We start from the raw sequence: 18201 nt of genomic DNA, 5'->3' as shown, positions 1-18201 counted from the left end.
GCCGTCGGACGTCTTTTCGCTTTGGCAGGAACAGCGTCAGGGCAAGCCCGCGACGGCGCCGCGCGCGAGTGGTGAAATTGGCAGACACGCAGGATTTAGGTTCCTGTGCCTTCGGGCGTGGGGGTTCAAGTCCCCCCTTGCGCACAGCAGTACGAACACCGGAATCCCGGACTTCACGGTCCGGGATTCCGCCGTTTAACGCCAAAGGTCCGGTGCTCGGAAAGTCCGCGAAAAATAATTCTCCGGGTTCACCCATCCGTTTCCGCTGAACTGCCGAATACCCATTGAGACACCAACCAAGGGTCGGTGCCCACAGTCGGAATTAAGCCAGTGCAGTGATCGAACGTTTCGTTCGCCGCAGGCAATGATCGGCACTAACAAGGAGAATCGAAATGCAGTCATTCAAGCGCACTACCTTCACCGTTGCAGGCGTTGCAGCTGCGGCTCTGCTCAGCCTGACCGCCTGCGGAGGCTCCGCCACGACGGCAACCAGCTCGTCGACACCGGCTTCCACGCCGTCCGCCTCGAGCATGGCACCGTCCCCGTCGGCCAGCTCCTCGGCCGCAATGGACCCGGCGGCCAACCTTGTGGGTCCCGGCTGTGCAGGCTACGCAGAGCAGGTTCCCGACGGCGCCGGTTCGGTGGCAGGCATGGCCCTTGACCCGGTCGCGGTGGCAGCTTCCAACAACCCGCTGCTGAAGACCCTGACGGCTGCGGTGTCCGGCAAGCTCAACCCGAAGGTCGATCTGGTGGATACGCTCAACGGCAGCGAATTCACCGTCTTCGCACCGGTGGATGACGCGTTCGCCAAGATCGACGCCGCCACCATCGAAACCCTCAAGACCGACGACGCCCTGTTGAGCAAAATCCTGACCTACCACGTGGTTCCCGGCCAGATCACCCCTGACAACATTGTGGGCACCCACAAGACTGTCCAGGGCGGCTCCGTCACCGTTACCGGCACCAAGGATGCACTCAAGGTCGATGACGCCAGCGTCATTTGCGGCGGCGTCCAGACGGCCAACGCCACGGTGTACCTGGTGGACTCCGTCCTGATGCCGAAGTAGGCAACCCGCAACGCTCCTGATCCGGTTCCAGCCTGACTCCCTGGGCCGACCTGGAGAAAACGAAGGTCCGCGCCGATGGTGCGGACCTTCGTTTCGTCCACGGCCGGACACGGTCCACACCCGGCCGGCGTCCAGGAACGGTCAATTAGACTGGGGAACGGTCCCGGCCCGCGGACCTCCCCAGCCGTCCCAGGCCTTCCGGCCGTCCAGAGGTGATAATCGAGTGCCCAGCAGTAAATCGCACCGCATTGCAGTCAGTATCGGTGCAGGGGTCCTGTCGCTGCTGCTTGCCTCGTGCACGGGCGTGCCCGCTCCCGCGCCGGCGTCGTCCTCTGCGGTCACTACCAGCTCGGCCCCGACAGCCCCGACGGCGACCTTTACGTTCGGCACCGCGGCCCAGCCGCTGGGACTCGATCCGGCCCTGGCCTCGGACGTGGAGTCCTACCGGATCACCCGCCAGGTCCTCGAAGGCCTGGTCGGGGTGGACCAGACGACCGGACTGCCGACTCCCCTGCTCGCCACCGAGTGGGCGGAATCCAACGAGGGCCGCGCCTACACCTTCAAGCTCCGTGAAGGCGTCACGTTCCAGGACGGGTCAGCGTTCGATGCCGCATCGGTGTGCACTAACTTCAACCGCTGGTTCAATTTTCCGGACAGCCTCCGGAAGCAGGCACCCGGCATGTCATTCAAGGGGGTCTTCAAGGCCCACGCCGACCAAGCCTCACTGTCCATCTACAAAGGCTGCACCGCACTCTCAGCCGGGAATGTCCGGATCGACCTCACGCAGCCCTTCACCGGGTTCCTCCAGGCCCTGACCCTCCCGGCCTTCGCGATGTCCTCCCCGAAAGCAATGGCGGATCAGAAGGCTGACACCCTCAGCCAGACCCGGGACGGCCAGCCGGTCTCGGACTATGCCCTGCACCCTGTCGGCACGGGCCCCTACAGCTTCGCGGGTTGGGAAGACTCAAACGTCAGGCTGGTCAGCAACAAGGACTACTGGGGCGACAAGGGCCAGATCGCCACCATCAACTTCGTCACCTACGACCAGCCCCAGGCGAGGCTGCAGGCCCTCCTCGACGGGAAGATCGATGCCTACGACGCCGTCACTGTGGGGAACTTCGATCAGCTGGTCAAACGCGGAAAACAGATCATCCAGCGTGACCCCTTCTCCGTGATGTACCTCGGCATGAACCAGGAAGTGCCCATCCTGCAGAACCTCAAAGTGCGGCAGGCCATCGAAATGGCGGTGGACAAGGACACGCTGATCCGCAGGTTCTTCATCGACAACACCACGCAGGCAACCCAGTTCGTCCCGCCCAAACTGAGCGGGTTCAACAACAACGCCCCTTCCCTTGGCTACGATCCGGCCAAGGCCAAGGCATTGTTGGAGGAGGCCGGGTACAAGGGCGAGGAACTCAAGTTCTACTACCCCCTCAACGTGACCAGGCCGTACCTCCCCACACCCGAAAAGGTCTACGCCGAACTCAGCCGGCAGCTCACCGCCGTGGGGCTGAATGTGAAGCCTGTTCCGGTGGAATGGTCTGACGGGTACCTGCAAAAGGTCCAGTCCCCGGGCGACCATGCCCTGCACCTGCTGGGGTGGAACGGCTCGTACGCCGATCCGGACAACTTCGTCGGCCCCCTGTTCGGCGAGAAAAGCGGCGAGTTCGGCTACCAGGATCCGCAGATCTTTTCCAAGATCGCCCGTGCCCGCGGCCTGCCGGAGGGCGAGGAGCGGACAGAGCAGTACCGCACCATCAACGCCCAGATTGCCGAGTCCGTCCCCGCGGTCCCCATCGCCTTCCCCATTTCGGCCCTGGCGTTGTCGGACCGGGTGCTGAAGTACCCTGCGTCACCGGTATTAAACGAGGTTTTCACAAAGGTCGAGCTGAAACCTTGACGGACTGGCCCAATTTCAGTTAGTAGGGTGCTCGGGGATATTCTGTGACAGCCAGAGCCGCTGCTATCGGAGACTGATTGTGACTTTCATTTCCAAGACCCAACATGCCGACGTCGTCCTGATTGGCGGAGGCATTATGAGCGCCACGCTGGGTGCGTTCATCAAGCAGCTCGAACCGAACTGGACCATCTCGCTGTTCGAACGGCTCGACGAGGCCGGCCTGGAAAGCTCAGGCCCGTGGAACAACGCAGGAACCGGCCACGCCGCACTGTGTGAGCTTAACTACTCTCCCGCAGCCAAAGACGGCTCGGTTGACCCCTCCAAGGCACTGCACATCAACGAGCAGTTCCAGCTGTCCCGCCAGTTCTGGTCCCATCTGGTCAGCAACTCGCTTATCGGCTCCCCCAAGGGCTTCATCAACACCGTCCCGCACATGAGCTTCGTGATCGGGGACGCCAACGCCAACTTCCTGAAGACCCGGTATGAGGCGCTGAAGCCGAACCCCCTCTTCCGCTCCATGGAGTACTCCGAAGACCACGCCCAGATCGCCAAGTGGGCGCCGTTGATCGTCAAGGGCCGGGACGCGAAGCAGCGGATTGCCGCCACCCGCGCAGCCGAGGGTACCGACGTCGACTTCGGCGCACTGACCCGCGAGCTGACCACTTACCTGGGCAACAACGGCGTGGAGATCAACTACGGCCACGACGTCAACGGCATCCGCCGCGCACCGGGCGGCGGCTGGGACCTTACGCTCAAGCACAAGAAGTCCGGCGAGCACGGCAACATCCGCGCCAAGTTCGTCTTCGTGGGCGCGGGCGGCGGCGCCCTCCACCTGCTGCAGGCGTCCGGAATCCCCGAGAGCAAGGGCTACGGCGGGTTCCCCGTCTCCGGCCAGTTCTTCCGCTGCACCGACCAGGCACTCGCCGGCCAGCACAGCGCCAAGGTCTACGGCCAGGCCTCCGTCGGAGCGCCGCCCATGTCCGTCCCGCACCTGGACACCCGCTACGTCAACGGCAAGCGTTCACTGCTGTTCGGCCCGTACGCCGGGTTCTCCACCAACTTCCTCAAAAGCGGATCGTACCTGGACCTCCCGCTGTCCATCCGCCCCAGCAACATCATCCCGATGCTGGCGGTGGCCAAGGACAACATGGACCTGACTGCCTACCTGGTCAAGGAAGTCGCGAAGCGCCACGGCGACAAGGTGGAGGCCCTGCGCGAGTACTATCCGGAAGCAAAAGACGGCGACTGGGAACTCATCACCGCCGGTCAGCGTGTTCAGATCATCAAGAAGGATCCGAAGAAGGGCGGCGTCCTGCAGTTCGGTACTGAAGTGATCGCGGCCCGCGACGGTTCCATCGGCGCGCTGCTGGGGGCCTCCCCCGGAGCCTCAACCGCTGTTCCCATCATGATCGAGCTGCTCCAGAAGTCCTTCCCCAAGAACTTCCGGGGCTGGCAGTCGAAGCTCAAGGAAATGATGCCCGGCTACGGCATCAAGCTCAACGACAACCCGGAGTTGGCTGCACAGCTGGAGGCAGAAACTGCCAAGGCACTCCAGCTGGAAGCCGTGGACGCACCTTCGAGCTGACGCCCTGTTCGGGTTACGGCAGGTTTCACCCCCAACCACAAGTCCGCTAACCCACCAGGAGACGATGAGATGTACCGGCTGGCAAAACTTTCGCTGGCAAACAGGGCCCTGATCGCGCTGATCACCGTCTTCGCATCGGTGTTCGGCGTGATCACCATGTCCTCGCTGAAGCAGGAACTCATCCCCTCCATCGAGTTTCCGCAGATCACGGTCATCTCGTCGATGCCGGGCGCGTCCCCGGAAGTGGTGGACAAGCAGGTGAGCGGGCCTCTCGAAACCGCACTGAACGGTGTCGAGGGGCTGGAATCGACGTCGTCCACGTCCCGGACCGGCGTCTCGCAGATCACCATGGTGTTCACGTACGGGACAAACCTGGACCGTGCACGGAACCAGATCGACCGCGCCATCTCCAACGCCAAGCGCGCGCTGCCCGATGACGTCCAGCCGCAGGCCATCGCAGGCAGCATCAGTGACTTCCCTATCGTTTTCCTGGCGGTCTCCTCCGACAAGCCGCTCAGCGAGCTGAACGCCGACCTGCAGCGGCTCACCGTTCCCCGCCTCCAGAAGCTCGACGGCGTCCGGGGCGCCGACGTCACAGGCGGCGCCACCCAGCACATCCAGATCCTCCCGCGCCCGGATGCCATGGCGGTCAAGGGCGCCACCATCCAGTCCATCAGCAATGCGCTGAAGAACAACGGTGCGCTGATTCCGGCGGGCACCATCGAGGAACAGGGCAAGACGCTCTCGTTGCAGATCGGCAGCCCGGTTGACTCCCTGGATGCCGTCAAGGCGCTGCCGCTCGGCGGCGCCAAGGACGCCGCCACCATCGGCAGCGTGGCGGATGTCAGCATCAAGGACGACGTCCGCACATCCATCACGCGAACCAACGGCAAGGAAACACTTGCCCTCTCCGTGACCAAGAAGCCTGAAGGCGACACGGTGGCGATCTCGCACGCGGTGAAGGATTCCATCGGCCAGCTCGAGGCGGAGCTCGGATCCAACGCCAAGTTCACCCCGGTGTTCGACCAGGCTCCGTTTATCGAAAAGTCCATCAAGGACCTCACCACCGAAGGCCTGCTCGGCCTCGGATTCGCTGTGGCAGTGATCCTGGTGTTCCTGATGTCTGTGCGGTCCACGCTGGTCACGGCCGTCTCCATCCCGTTGTCCCTGCTCATCACGTTCATTGGACTGTCGGCGACCGGATACTCCCTCAACATCCTGACCCTCGGCGCGCTCACCATAGCAATCGGACGTGTGGTGGACGACTCGATTGTGGTGATCGAGAACATCAAGCGCCACCTCAGCTACGGCGAAGCCAAACTGGACGCGATTCTGACCTCCATCCGTGAAGTCGCCGGTGCCATCACGGCATCCACGCTTACCACCGTGGCCGTTTTCCTTCCGATCGCGTTCGTCGGGGAACTGGCCGGCGAGCTGTTCCGGCCCTTCGCCCTGACGGTGACCATTGCGCTGCTTTCGTCGCTGCTGGTATCGCTCACCATCGTGCCCGTCCTGGCCTACTGGTTCCTCAAGACACCCGCCGGCACCGCACTGTCCGCCGGGGCCGCGCGGGAAGCCGCAGCCAAGGCACATGAGGCAGAGCAGCGCAGCCGGCTTCAGCGCGGCTACCTGCCCATCCTGAACAAGACACAGAAGCACCCCGTGATAACACTCATTGCGGCGGCCCTGGTCCTCGGCGGGACGGCTGCGATGACGCCGCTGCTCGCCACCGACCTGCTGGGCCGGTCCGGCGAGAACAGCATGACGGTCCGCCAGGTTCTGCCGGCCGGAACCAGCCTGACCGACACCAGCGCGGCCGCCGTGAAGGTCGAAGACGCGCTCCGCGACATCGACGGCATCAAGGACGTCCAGGTCACCTCGGGCAACGCCCAGACGGGCTTCACCGCGCTGACCTCCAGCGGCGCTTCCAACTCGTCCTTCACGGTCGTCACCGAGGAAAAAGCCAACCAGGCCAAGCTCCAGGAGACCGTTCGCACGGAACTGGCCAAGATCAGCGACGCGGGCAAAATCTCCGTCGGCTCCCAGCAGGGCGGATTGGGCACCTCCTCCACCGTGGACATCACCCTCAAGGCGGCCAACTCCGCGGACCTCCGGGCGGCCAGCGATGCCATGGTCAAGGCCATGGAGGGCGTCCCCGGCAGCACGGAGGTTGCCACCAACCTCGCGGCCAGCCAACCCGTGGTGCAGGTAAAAGTTGATCGTGCCAAGGCAGTCGCCGCCGGCCTGAACGAGGAGCAGGTGGCCGGCGTCCTGGCTTCCACCATCAGCCCGGTTCCCGCCGGTACCGTGCGCATCGATACCAATGACTTCCCGGTGCAGATCGGCGAGGGTACCCGCTTCACGAGCGTCAGCGCCGTCCGCAGCATCCCGCTGCCGACGTCGGGCGGCGCCGTGCCGCTGGGCAGCATCGCCTCCGTGGAGCAAGTGGACATCCCGGTTTCCATTACCGCCAGCAACGGCCAGCGCACCGTGCGCGTCTCCGTCACGCCGTCGGGCGCCAACCTGGGCGAGGTCAGCACCGAGGTGCAGAACCGGCTCAAGGGGGTTGAGCTTCCCCCGGGAGTCACGGCAGAAATCGGCGGCGCCACCACCCAGCAGGCGGAGTCCTTCCAGCAGCTGGGCCTGGCCCTCCTGGCCGCCATCGCCATTGTGTACGTGATTATGGTGGCCACCTTCAAGTCGCTGATACAGCCGCTGATCCTCCTGGTGTCCGTCCCGTTCGCGGCAACGGGTGCCATCGCACTGCTGCTGGTGACAGGCGTGCCGCTGGGGCTGCCATCGCTGATAGGCATGCTGATGCTGGTGGGCATCGTGGTCACCAACGCGATCGTCCTGATCGACCTCATCAATCAGTACAGGAAGCCGCGAACCGGCCCCTCCGGAATAGAATTGCCGGGAATGAACGTGGCCGACGCCATCACGCACGGTGCACGGCAGCGCCTCCGGCCCATCCTGATGACCGCCCTGGCCACCGTCTTCGCGCTGACTCCCATGGCGCTGGGACTGACCGGCGGCGGCGGCTTCATTTCCCAGCCGCTGGCCGTCGTAGTCATCGGCGGCCTGATCTCCTCAACGGCGCTGACGCTTGTCCTGGTACCGGTGTTGTACCGGCTGGTGGAGGGGCGCCGCGAGAGGAAGGCCCTGATCCGCGCGATGCAGGAACGCCCCGACTTCGGGCAGGCCGACGACGTCGACGCAGAGTTCGTCGATTGGACAACGGGGATGGTTCCCAAAGTTTCCGGCCGCCGTGCGGCCGCCGGGGAGCCGGAATAGCGGCAGCCTGAGTGACGACAGTCCCCGAACAGCAGTGCCCAACAACAGCAGTGCCTGTGCCGCCCCGGTGGCACAGGCACTGCTGTTTAACGTGCGGGAATATCCTTGCGCGCGTGACGTTACATCTCACGATAGATGCAAATGCATGTAAATCGGCTACACTGGGACAAAGACCCGGAGCAGTTCGGAATCGAAGGAAGGCACATCATGCAGATCGGCGTATTCAGCGTCAGTGACATCACCACTGATCCCACCACAGGCCGCACTCCCACGGAACACGAGCGCATCAAGGCGTCCGTGGCGATTGCCAAGAAGGTCGAAGAGATCGGTATGGATGTCTACGCCATCGGCGAGCACCATAACCGCCCGTTCTTCTCGTCCTCCCCCACTACCACGCTGGCCTACATCGCGGCCCAGACGGAACGAATCATCCTTTCCACCGCGACCACGCTGATCACCACCAACGACCCCGTCAAAATTGCCGAGGACTTTGCCATGCTGCAGCATCTGGCCGACGGCCGGGTGGACCTGGTGATGGGCCGCGGCAACACCGCCCCGGTCTACCCGTGGTTCGGCAAGAACATGCAGGACGGCATCGAGCTGGCAATCGAGAACTACAGCCTGCTGCGCCGGCTCTGGGATGAAGACACAGTGAACTGGTCCGGCAAGCACCGCACCCCGCTGCAGAACTTCACCTCCACCCCGCGCCCGCTCGACGGCGTGGCCCCCTTCGTGTGGCACGGCTCCATCCGCACGCCGCAGATCGCGGAGGTGGCCGCCTACTACGGCGACGGCTTCTTCGCCAACAACATCTTCTGGCCCAAGGAGCACTACCAGCAGCTGATCGGCCTCTACCGCGAACGCTACGAGCACTACGGTCACGGCAAGGCAGACCAGGCCATCGTGGGACTAGGCGGACAGTTCTTCATGCGCAAGAACTCCCAGGACGCCGTGAAGGAGTTCCGCCCCTACTTCGACAATGCTCCCGTCTACGGCCACGGTCCTTCGCTGGAGGACTTCACCTCGCAGACACCGCTGACGGTCGGCAGCCCGCAGGAGGTCATCGAAAAGACCCTCACCTTCCGTGAGTACTTCGGCGACTACCAGCGCCAACTCTTCCTTATTGACCACGCGGGCCTGCCGCTGAAGACCGTTCTGGAGCAGCTGGACCTGTTCGGCGAGGAAGTGCTGCCGGTGCTGCGCAAGGAGTATGCCGCGCTCACGCCGGCCCACGTGCCTGAACCGCCCACCCATGCGGGCCGGGTGGCAGCCCGGATGGCTGCACAGGTGCAGGAAGACGCCCTGAGCAATCCGACGGCGCAGGAGGCATGATGGCCTCCCCGTCAGGCGAGTCGCCCGTCCGGCTCGCCGCCGAAACCTGGGAAGCGCTGTTCCGCGCCCAGGTGGCGGTGATGCGCAGGCTGCAGTCCGGCCCTGCCTTCAAGGCGCTGGCCCTCAACGAATACGACGTCCTGTTCACGCTCTCCCGCTGCCCCTCGGGTTGGCTGCGACTGAACGAGCTGAATGACAACGTGCTGCTCAGCCAGTCCAGCCTCAGCAGGCTCGTTGAGCGGCTGGAAAAGCGCGGACTCGTGGAGCGGATGCCGGCGCCACAGGACGGCCGGGGCGTCCTGCTGAAGCTGACGGACGCCGGCCGGGACCTGCAAAAGCAGATCGGGCGGGAGCACGTCCGGGACATCTCCGCCCTGATCACTCCGGCGCTGACCCCCAGCGAACAGCGTGAACTGTTGCGGCTTACCGAGAAACTGCGCGGCTCCGTCTCAGGGCACTAGGACGAAGGGGCAGGACGTAGGGGCGCGCCCCAGGCGATGGCGGGCGCGCCCCAGGCGATGGCGGGCGCGCCTCAGGCGATGGCGACAAGCCTCGTGGGATCCTCCACGGGCAAGTCGCCGTTCACTACTGCCGTCACGCGAAGCTCCCGCAGGGACAGGCTTCCGCCTACGGTGGACAGGAAGGCCGTGTCCGAGGAGTCCCGGCCGGCGGTAATCCTCAGCATGCTCTCCCGCGGCGCGAGCCCGGTGGGATCGATGACGTACCAGGCACCATTGATGTACGCCTCTGCTACGGCATGGAAATCCATCGGGCTCAGCCCGGGCGCGTAAACGGCCACCAGCCTTGCCGGGATGTCCTTGGACCGCAGCAGGGCGATAGCCAGGTGCGCGAAGTCCCGGCACACGCCGCGGCGGTGCAGGAGCGTCTCCACTGCACCGTCGGTGCCGCGGGAGGATCCGCTGACATAGCGGAGCTCGCTGAAGACCCAGTTGCGCACAGCATGCAGGAGCTCTTCCCCTTGGAGGCCGCCGAATTCCGCGTAAGCCGTGGGCAGCAGCCGGTCGGACTCCGCGTAGCGGCTGGGCCTGACGTACCGGATGAGCTCCATACGGTTCGGCTCTTCCGGAAGCGCCTGCCCGGAAACCGTGGCCGTATACTCCACCGTCACCTCCGTGGGTTCCGCGAACTCCATGTAGTGGAAGCGTCCACCATGGTGATCGGACAGTTCCGTCACGGGAACCTGGTCCGCCCCTGACGTCACCGAAAGCGTTTCATCGAGGGACGTATAGCCCTCGTTCCTGGCGACGGAAACCGCCAGCGCGACTTTGGTTTCAGCCGCGGTCTTAAACACGAGCCGGGCGGCCACGCTGCGTTCCATGTATCTCCGGGGTGTGAGGTAGTGGCAGAACAGTCCCCAGTGCCGGCCGGTTGGGTTTACGGGAGGGCGGCGGGACTAACTTTTGATCTTCAGAGACATTAGCATCCGCTGGACATTCGCGAATTCGGACCCCTCGTTGACGTACTTGGCCGCTTGGTCCAGGGTGTCGAAGGCCTTGGCAGGGGCCACCTTCTCGTCTGTTGCAAAGGTCTTCAAAGCCGTCAGGTCCCCGAAGGAGACGTCGCCTTTGCCGTCGGGTCCACGGACGATGTTCTGCAGTGTGCAGGCCTTGCCGTCGCCTCCGCCCACGACGTTGGTGATGCCGTAGGAGCCGAAGAACCTGTATCCCTGAAGTACTCGGAACACCACATGCGGGGTGATGAGGCCCTCGCCCTCACGGTGCGGCAGGTCCACCGGGACGCTGCTGACTACCACGTAGGGCTTTCTTCCCGCTTCAGCACAGGCGGCAGCGGACGGCGAGGGCAGGCCGGTCTGCAGCGTGGCCAGGTAATTTCCCTTGGCGTCCTTGACCTCGATCTTGAGGGCGCCCGGAAGCGTCCCCTGGTCCGGCGTGACTGACTGCGCGATCCAGTCCTGGGGCAATTCAAAGCTGACGTTCTTGGCGGAATCCGAGAAGACCTTCCACGCCGATGCGGTCGCACCCGCGGATGCGGATTCCGTGCCGGTGGCCGTGGCCGTGCCCGTGGCCGAAGCTGCAGGAGTTGCCCCTGGTGCCGACGCCGAAGAGGTGCCTTCCGCCGTCGCGCTTTCCGTTGGAGTGCTGTCCGCCGTCCAGGCGGGTTCGCCCTTGCCTTCGCCGCTGCAGCCTGACATCACTGCGGCAACAACCATAAGTGCCGCGCAAAACCTGGCCCTGCGTACCGCTGCCTTCCCTGTCATGAGGCAAGCGTAGCTTCGCGGCCGCCGCGGCCGCCGTGTTCCGGCCGGAGTGTTGTGGTCCCCGTGTTGCAGCCCGGCTCATATCTGCCGGGGCGGTGTTACTGCGTGGGGGCGGGCTTTCCCGCCCGCAAAGAGGGATACGCTGGGGACATGGCGGAACAGCACTTTGACGCGGATCAGGACAGCGTGGCGGACATCTCGGCCCTGGACATTGCCGACTGGCGGGTCCGGACCTTCGCCATGTACCAAAACGTCCGCAGGATCGCCGTGGACAGCCCCGCCGAAGCCCATACGTACTGGCGGCAGGAACGCGACCGGATGTTCGGAACCCACCCGGCCTCCGCCCTCACCGCGACGGAGAAGGCGAACTTCAGCGGGCTCCGTACTGCTGACTACGACCCCATCTACCGGTTCCACGTTCCCCTGACCAAAGAGGGGGCTGGCCGGGAGATGAATGTCGAGACCGGGACCGACGGCGTTGTCAGGTTCGTGCGCCTGGGCACCTTCGACCTGCCGGAAATGGGTCAGTTGGGGGTCTGGAAACTGCACGGTTACGGCGGCGGAATCTTCGTGCCGTTCCGGGATGCCACGGCGGGCCAGCCGGGCGGCAGCTACGGCGCAGGACGCTACCTCCTGGACACCATCAAGGGAGCCTTCCACGGCGTCCTTGGATCCGGGCCCGACGCCGAATTCATCCTGGACTTCAACTTCGCGTACAACCCGTCCTGTGCCTACAACGAGGCATGGGCGTGCCCGCTGGCGGGCCCGTCCAACCGGCTGGCTGTGGAAATCCCGGTCGGCGAGCTCTACTGACGGCTCCTCGCCCGGGCTACGCCAGCACTACGCGATTAATCTCAGCGAGCCGACCGGTGGGGACGCCGATAGGGAATCGTAAGGAAAACGCCGGGACGCCGCCCCGCACCGCATCTAGCCTTGGATCATGGGCAAACCCCGACGACGTACCTTCCTGGCTTTGGCCTCCGCGGCTTTCCTGGTGTTGCTCGTTGCCGGAATGCTCCTGTTCCAGCCTTGGCGACTGTTCACCAGCAGTTCGATCGATGAACCCCTGACGCCGGGCCCTGCAGCAACCGCAGCGGCGGGTTCGCCGCAGGCCGGTTCGCCGCCGGTCGCTTCACAGCCCGCTCCCGCCGCTACGGCAGCCATCGGGCCCAACGTTCTGGCCACAGGCCCCTTCCAGTCCCAGGAACATCCCACGTCCGGCAACGCGAGCCTGGTGCAGCTGCCTGACGGCTCCTATGTGGTCAGACTCGAGAACCTCGCCAGCAGTGACGGCCCCGATGTCAAGGTATGGCTCAGTAATCTCGAGGCAGGCGGGGACTGGTTCAAATACCGTTCCGGCAGGTTCCTGGATCTTGGCCCCGTCAAGGCAACACACGGCAACCAGAACTACGCGGTGCCTCCGGGAACAGACCTCACCGGCCTGGACACCCTGGTGCTCTGGTGCGACAGGTTCAGCGTGGCATTCGGATCAGCAGCCCTGGCCTGACGCTCTGAAGGGGCCGCGACCGGGAGGACGACACACTCCGCCCAGGTCCCGGACAGGACATAGGATGTCATGATGACCGCCATCCCAGCGCGCCGCATCGCGCGAGTCCGTCCGCACGCCCCTGCCTCAGAGCTGGAACAGTTCTTCGTGGCCAACGATGCCGCGGACTTCGGCAGCGATGCGGGAAAACTCTGGACAGTTATCGACAGCCCCTTTCCCGGATCCCTGGCGAACGCGGCGGCTGCTCCGCGGGAAGGCTGGCACCATGGCTCCATGGTCGGTGAAGACTCCTTCACTTTCCTCGCTCCGAGCAGTCCGGCCAACGTCCTCGGCATGGCTCACAACACCGGCCAGGCCGGCCGGGACCTCCCGCCCCAGGCCTTCCACAAGGCGGCCACCAGCGTGGTGGGACCGGGCGATGCCATCGAACTCGCGCCGGGCATTGGGCACGTGGACCCGGAAGCGGAACTGACTATAGTCGTCGGGCGCCAAGCACGCGGATTGACCTTGGAGAATGCACGGACGGCCGTCCTGGGGTTCACCATTGGCAACGACGTCACGGCCCGCGACCTGCAGAAAACGGACGACCTCTGGATCAGCGCCAAGAGCCAGGACACGTTCACTCCGGTAGGACCGTGGATCGTGACAGGCCTGGACAGGACGTTGGACAGCACCGCCCTGTCCATCGGCATCGTGCACAACGGCACGGAGCTGCGGCCCGCCAGCTCAGCGGACCTCGGCTGGGGCGTGGACGAAATCCTGGTGTATCTGACGTCCTTCATGACGCTGCACCCGGGAGACCTGGTCCTCACGGGGTTCCCCGCCGAATGCGCGCGGCTTTACCCCGGAGACACCGTCACGTGCCGGGTGGGAGGTATCGGGGAACTGACCAACCCGGTGACGGGCTAGGCCTGACGGGATTCGGCAACACGGTGTGGCAGGCTTGAGCGATGGAATCACCTGCTGCGGCCGCCGCCCCGCTGACGCAACAGTCCGATTCCGGCACGGCCGTCCGGCGCGCGCCAGCCACGAAGCACTACCGTGGCGTCCTTCGTTTTCCCGCGGTCCGGCAGCTCCTCCGGTTCACGGGTGTGGGCATCGTGTGCACACTGACGTCACTGGCCCTGTACGCCCTGCTCCGGCCGTGGCTGGGACCCCAGCTGGCCAACGCCGCAGCGCTGATCATTACCTCGGTGATGAATACGGCCCTGAACCGGCGCCTCACGTTCAAGATCGCCGGAAACGGAAAACTTGCCAGGGACCATCTCAGCGGCATGGTGGTCATCGTGATTGCGCTGGTGATCACGGGTGGCAGCCTTGGCGTGCTGCACTGGATCAATCCGGACGCCACCATGTCCGATGAGCTGTGGACCACCACGCTGTCCGGATTCCTGGCCACGGCGGTGCGTTTTGTGCTGCTGCGGCACTGGATCTTCCGCCGAGCACGCCACCGCTGACGCCGGACAGTCGGCGCCTAGCGGATGCCCAAGGTCAGCACGCTGCCGACGGCGCTGCGAACGGCTGCCGCCGCTTCCTGCAGTTCTTCCGCCGTAATCGTGGCATTAAAGCTGAACCGGACGGCGGTCTGGGCGACTTCGGACGGAATGCCCATGGCCAGCAGGACCGGCGAGGCAGCATCCGATCCGGCGGCGCAGGCCGATCCGCTGGAGCAGACCACGCCCTGCCGCTCCAGCTCCAGGAGCACCGACTCCCCGCTGGTTCCGGGGAAACAGAACGACGCCACTGAGGGCAGCCGGTCCACCGGGTGACCTGTCAGTTGAGCGCCGGGAACGCCGGCCAGGACCTCCCCGATGAAGTTGTCCCGCAGGGCCGTGACAAGCGCAGGCAGACCCTGTTCGGGGCGGACCAGCGACAGTGCGGTTGCCAACGCCACGGCGCCGGCAACATTCTCGGTTCCGGAGCGGCGGCCGCGTTCCTGCCCACCGCCATGGAGGAGCGGCTCGATGCGGGTACGGCTCCGCACGAACAGCGCTCCGTTGCCTTTTGGTGCCCCCAGTTTGTGGCCGGAGATGCTCATGGCGTCCACGCCCAGAAGCTTGGTGTCCAGCGGCAGCCAGCCAGCGGCCTGGACCGCGTCCGTGTGGAACGGAATTCCCCGTTCGCGGGTCAGCCCGGAGAGCTGCCGGATCGGCTGGACCGTCCCCACCTCGTTGTTCGCGTACATGATGCTGACCAGCGCCGTCTCCGGCCGGAGTACGGCGGCGAGGGCCTCCGGTGTGACCTGCCCGAAGCCGTCCACCGGGACGACGTCGATGGCAAACCCGTGGAACCGTTCGAGGTACCGTGCCGACTCCTCCACGGCGGGGTGCTCGACGGCGCTGATCACCACACGGTTGAGCGTGGGGTCGGCTGCCTGCCGCGCCAGGGCGATGCCCTTGACAGCGAGGTTGTCAGCCTCCGTTCCGCCGGAAGTGAACGTGATCTCTGCCGGCCGGCAGTTCAGCGCCTTGCTGGTGCCCGTGCGGGCGCCGGCGAGCGCCGCAGCGGCAGACTCGCCCAGCGAGTGGTGGCTCGACGGATTTCCGAAGTCGCCGGTGAGGTAGGGCCACATGGCTTCCAGCACTTCGCGGCGGACGGGCGTGGTGGCCGCTGCGTCCAGGAAAATCATGGTGATTCAGCCCGCTGTCAGTTCTAGCAGTTCAATGTCGAGGCCCAGATCGAGGGCGATGACGCTGTGGGTGAGGCCGCCGATGGAAATGACGTCCACGCCTGTGGCGGCGATCGCTGCCACCGTTTGGAGGTTGACGTTCCCGCTGGCCTCCACCCGGGCACGTCCGTCCACCAGGGCAACGCCGACGGCCAGTTCCTCGAGCGTGAAGTTATCCAGCATGATGGTGTCCACCCCGGCGGCAAGGACGGGCTCCACCTGTTCCATGCGGTCCACCTCAACCTCGAAGTGGGTGGTGTGGCCGAGTTGTGCCTTGGCCGCGCGGAGCACCGCCGTAAGTTTTGCCGGGTCCCCGCCGGTGATGACCGCGAGGTGGTTGTCCTTGGCCAGCACGGCGTCGGACAGGCTGAAACGGTGGTTGGCGCCGCCTCCGCACCGTACCGCGTAGCGCTCCAGGACCCGCAGGCCCGGCGTCGTCTTCCGAGTGTCCGTGATCCGTGCCCTGGTCCCCTGGACAAGGTCCACGAATTCGGCCGTCTTAGTGGCGATCGCGCTCATCCGCTGGACCAGGTTCAGGGCCACGCGTTCCGCCAGCAGGACTGCCCGGGCGTTGCCGGTCACCCTGGCCAGCGGCGTGCCCGCGCCGAACCTCTCGCCGTCCGCCACCAGCAGCTCGACGATGGCGTCCGGGTCCGTGAGTTTCATGGCGGCAGCAAACACCGTTCCCCCGCTCAGGACCCCCGCGACACGGGCGTTGAGCATCGCTGTCGCGCGTGCGTCCGCCGGGATAAGAACCTGCGAGGTGATGTCGCCGTACGGGGCATCCTCGGCGAGCGCAGCGCGCAGCACACTCAACACGGCGGCTTCGGGCAGGGTGCCGGTGAGCTCACCGGCCGTCAGGGCCGGCGTTTCCGGGGCGGTGGTGGTCATGACGAAATCCTTTGCATGGAATGGGTAGGGGCTGACGCGTGGTCGGTATCGGCCCGGTAGTGCGCGCCCACGGATACGGTCCGCTTCCGGGCGGCCGCCACAAGCAGCCGCGCGGCCAGCAGCAGGTTGCGGTCCTCAAACTCCCGCGGGCAGCTCGCTTCAACACTGTCAATGGAGCCCGCCCAGAGGGCAAGCTGTGCGGCTGCAGCATCAAGGTCCGGCCCGGTCCGCAACACCCCGGCAGCACCAGTCATCAACCGCCCCAGAGCCTCCCGAGAAAACACCCCGGCCTCGGACCAGGATGTAACAACACCTTCGGGCTCAGTCGCTGAACCTTCCCGGCCGATTACGTCGCGCGACAGTGCTGCGGAAGCGTGCGTCAAGGTGAGGCCGCCAGCGGCCGAGGCAGCACGCGGAGCAGTGCTGTCGTGCGACGGTTCAGCACCAAGGAAGGACTCAACAGCGCGTCGCCCGAAAACCAGTCCTTCGAGCAGCGAATTGCTGGCCAACCTGTTGGCGCCCTGGGCACCGGTGCACGCCACTTCGCCCGCGGCGTAGAGGCCCGGGACGGAGGTTCGTCCGCCAAGATCGGTGGACACCCCGCCCATCCAGTAGTGGGCTGCCGGGGACACGGGGAGCGGTTCGGCCGTCCAGTCGTAGCCTGCGGCCCCCGTGGCGGCGTTGATGGTGGGAAAACGCCGTGCCAGGAAGCCGGGGCCCCTGCTGGCTTCTATCCCCCGGGCGTCCAGGAACACCGGGCTGTCCGCCGGCGCCCCGGTGCGGGCCAGGTGCAGCGCAATGCTGCGGGAGACGACGTCGCGGGGTGCCAACTCGGCGTCCGGGTGATGGTCCGGCATGAAGCGGTAACCGTCGGCATCGAGCAGCACTGCTCCTTCGCCGCGGACAGCTTCGGAAACCAGCAGTGGCGGCGGTCCGCCTGCCACCTCGTGCATCGCCATGGTGGTGGGGTGGAACTGGAAGAATTCAAGGTCGCCCACAGCGGCACCTGCCCGCCACGCGAGCGCCAGTCCGTCCGCTGTGGCAACCGAGGGGTTGCTGGTGCGGGCAAAGACCCTGCCGGCACCGCCGGTGGCGAGCAGCACGCCGTCGGCCGGCAGGCTCTTCCGTTCACCGTTCTGCAGGTACTCAACCCCGGTCACCCGGCCATCCGCCGTCGTCAGCTCCGTAACGAAGGCGCCGGTTTCCAGCCGGAGCCGGCCGGACACGGCCCGCTCCAGGACGGCGGCGATCAGGCCGCGGGCAATGCGGGCGCCGGTGGCGTCCCCGCCGGCGTGCAGGATGCGCGGCGCTGAATGGGCAGCTTCCAGCCCCAGCGCGGTGTCCCCCTGCGCATCGGCGTCGAACGTGACTCCGTACCGGCGCAGCCCTGCGATGTCGCGTGCGGCTTCCGTGCAAAGGATCCGGACGGCTTCCGTGTTGTTCAGTCCCGCTCCGGCTGCCAGTGTGTCCGCGACGTGGGCCTCCACGGAGTCTCCCGGGGCGGCTTCGCCGGGTTCCAGCACCGCGGACACACCGCCCTGCGCGTAGAACGTGTTGCTGTGTTCCAGCTGCCCCTTGCTGAGAAGCACCACCTCGGCCGCGGCGCCTCCTTCGGCGTCGGCCGCCAGCAACGCTGCGTACAGCCCGGCAATTCCGCTGCCAACCACCACGAGGCGGCGGGGCCGCGTCGGATTTCCCTGGGCGCCGCCGTAGCCGAT

15 protein-coding genes and 1 tRNA gene are annotated in these 18201 nt (G+C 65.7%); 11 read left to right on the top strand and 5 right to left on the bottom strand.

Translation table 11 applies throughout. From position 1 onward, the window contains the following. Window positions 1–62: 62 nt before the first annotated feature. The 7 genes from J2805_RS11400 (at window position 63) to J2805_RS11370 (ending at window position 9639) form a co-directional block, all read left to right on the top strand. Window positions 63–144 (top strand) — tRNA-Leu (locus J2805_RS11400). A gap of 248 nt (window positions 145–392) precedes the next feature. Further along, on the top strand, window positions 393–1067 hold the full coding sequence (locus J2805_RS11395) for a fasciclin domain-containing protein (protein ID WP_309976151.1): 675 nt from the start codon (window positions 393–395) through the stop codon (window positions 1065–1067). Between the two features lie 223 nt (window positions 1068–1290). Next, on the top strand, window positions 1291–2967 hold the full coding sequence (locus J2805_RS11390) for an ABC transporter substrate-binding protein (RefSeq protein ID WP_309976149.1): 1677 nt from the start codon (window positions 1291–1293) through the stop codon (window positions 2965–2967). Between the two features lie 79 nt (window positions 2968–3046). Beyond that, on the top strand, window positions 3047–4552 hold the full coding sequence (locus J2805_RS11385; RefSeq protein WP_309976147.1) for a malate:quinone oxidoreductase: 1506 nt from the start codon (window positions 3047–3049) through the stop codon (window positions 4550–4552). 69 nt (window positions 4553–4621) lie between these two features. Then, window positions 4622–7846: an efflux RND transporter permease subunit gene (locus J2805_RS11380; protein WP_309976145.1), complete on the top strand. Its 3225-nt coding sequence runs from the start codon at window positions 4622–4624 to the stop codon at window positions 7844–7846. A 207-nt stretch (window positions 7847–8053) separates the two neighbouring features. After that, entirely contained in the window at window positions 8054–9178 is a 1125-nt protein-coding gene (locus J2805_RS11375; RefSeq protein ID WP_309976143.1) for an LLM class flavin-dependent oxidoreductase, read from the top strand. Further along, window positions 9178–9639 carry a MarR family winged helix-turn-helix transcriptional regulator gene (locus J2805_RS11370; RefSeq protein WP_309976141.1) on the top strand — a complete coding sequence of 154 codons (462 nt, stop codon included), beginning with the start codon at window positions 9178–9180 and terminating at the stop codon, window positions 9637–9639. Before J2805_RS11375 ends, J2805_RS11370 begins: the two co-directional genes overlap by 1 nt. Before the next feature lie 71 nt (window positions 9640–9710). Here the strand turns inward: J2805_RS11370 and J2805_RS11365 are convergent, their stop codons facing one another. Together J2805_RS11365 and J2805_RS11360 are read right to left on the bottom strand one after the other, a co-directional pair. Beyond that, entirely contained in the window at window positions 9711–10517 is an 807-nt protein-coding gene (locus tag J2805_RS11365) for a transglutaminase-like domain-containing protein (RefSeq protein WP_309976138.1), read from the bottom strand. A gap of 75 nt (window positions 10518–10592) precedes the next feature. Continuing rightward, a complete protein-coding gene (locus J2805_RS11360; protein WP_309976136.1) occupies window positions 10593–11417 on the bottom strand; it encodes a hypothetical protein in 825 nt (274 codons plus the stop codon). 150 nt (window positions 11418–11567) lie between these two features. Between J2805_RS11360 and J2805_RS11355 the strand changes: the two genes are divergently transcribed. The 4 genes from J2805_RS11355 (at window position 11568) to J2805_RS11340 (ending at window position 14381) form a co-directional block, all read left to right on the top strand. After that, entirely contained in the window at window positions 11568–12230 is a 663-nt protein-coding gene (locus J2805_RS11355) for a DUF1684 domain-containing protein (RefSeq protein ID WP_309976134.1), read from the top strand. 127 nt (window positions 12231–12357) lie between these two features. Then, window positions 12358–12924 (top strand): DM13 domain-containing protein, encoded by a 567-nt coding sequence (locus J2805_RS11350; RefSeq protein ID WP_309976132.1) that lies wholly within the window; start codon window positions 12358–12360, stop codon window positions 12922–12924. 72 nt (window positions 12925–12996) lie between these two features. Beyond that, window positions 12997–13833: a fumarylacetoacetate hydrolase family protein gene (locus tag J2805_RS11345; protein WP_309976130.1), complete on the top strand. Its 837-nt coding sequence runs from the start codon at window positions 12997–12999 to the stop codon at window positions 13831–13833. Window positions 13834–13874: 41 nt separating this feature from the next. Next, entirely contained in the window at window positions 13875–14381 is a 507-nt protein-coding gene (locus J2805_RS11340; protein WP_309976128.1) for a GtrA family protein, read from the top strand. A 17-nt stretch (window positions 14382–14398) separates the two neighbouring features. On the opposite strand, the gene J2805_RS11335 is transcribed toward J2805_RS11340, so the two are convergent. Genes J2805_RS11335 through nadB form a run of 3 tightly spaced genes read right to left on the bottom strand, consistent with a single transcriptional unit; the run spans window position 14399 to window position 18201 of the window. Then, on the bottom strand, window positions 14399–15553 hold the full coding sequence (locus J2805_RS11335) for a cysteine desulfurase family protein (protein WP_309976126.1): 1155 nt from the start codon (window positions 15551–15553) through the stop codon (window positions 14399–14401). 6 nt (window positions 15554–15559) lie between these two features. Further along, entirely contained in the window at window positions 15560–16483 is a 924-nt protein-coding gene (nadC, locus tag J2805_RS11330) for a carboxylating nicotinate-nucleotide diphosphorylase (protein WP_309976124.1), read from the bottom strand. Continuing rightward, window positions 16480–18201 (bottom strand): L-aspartate oxidase, encoded by a 1722-nt coding sequence (gene nadB, locus J2805_RS11325; RefSeq protein ID WP_309976327.1) that lies wholly within the window; start codon window positions 18199–18201, stop codon window positions 16480–16482. Before nadB ends, nadC begins: the two co-directional genes overlap by 4 nt.

Source organism: Arthrobacter oryzae (assembly GCF_031454875.1).
GTDB classification, from domain to species: domain Bacteria; phylum Actinomycetota; class Actinomycetes; order Actinomycetales; family Micrococcaceae; genus Arthrobacter; species Arthrobacter oryzae_D.
This window is presented reverse-complemented; position numbering and strand designations above follow the sequence as displayed.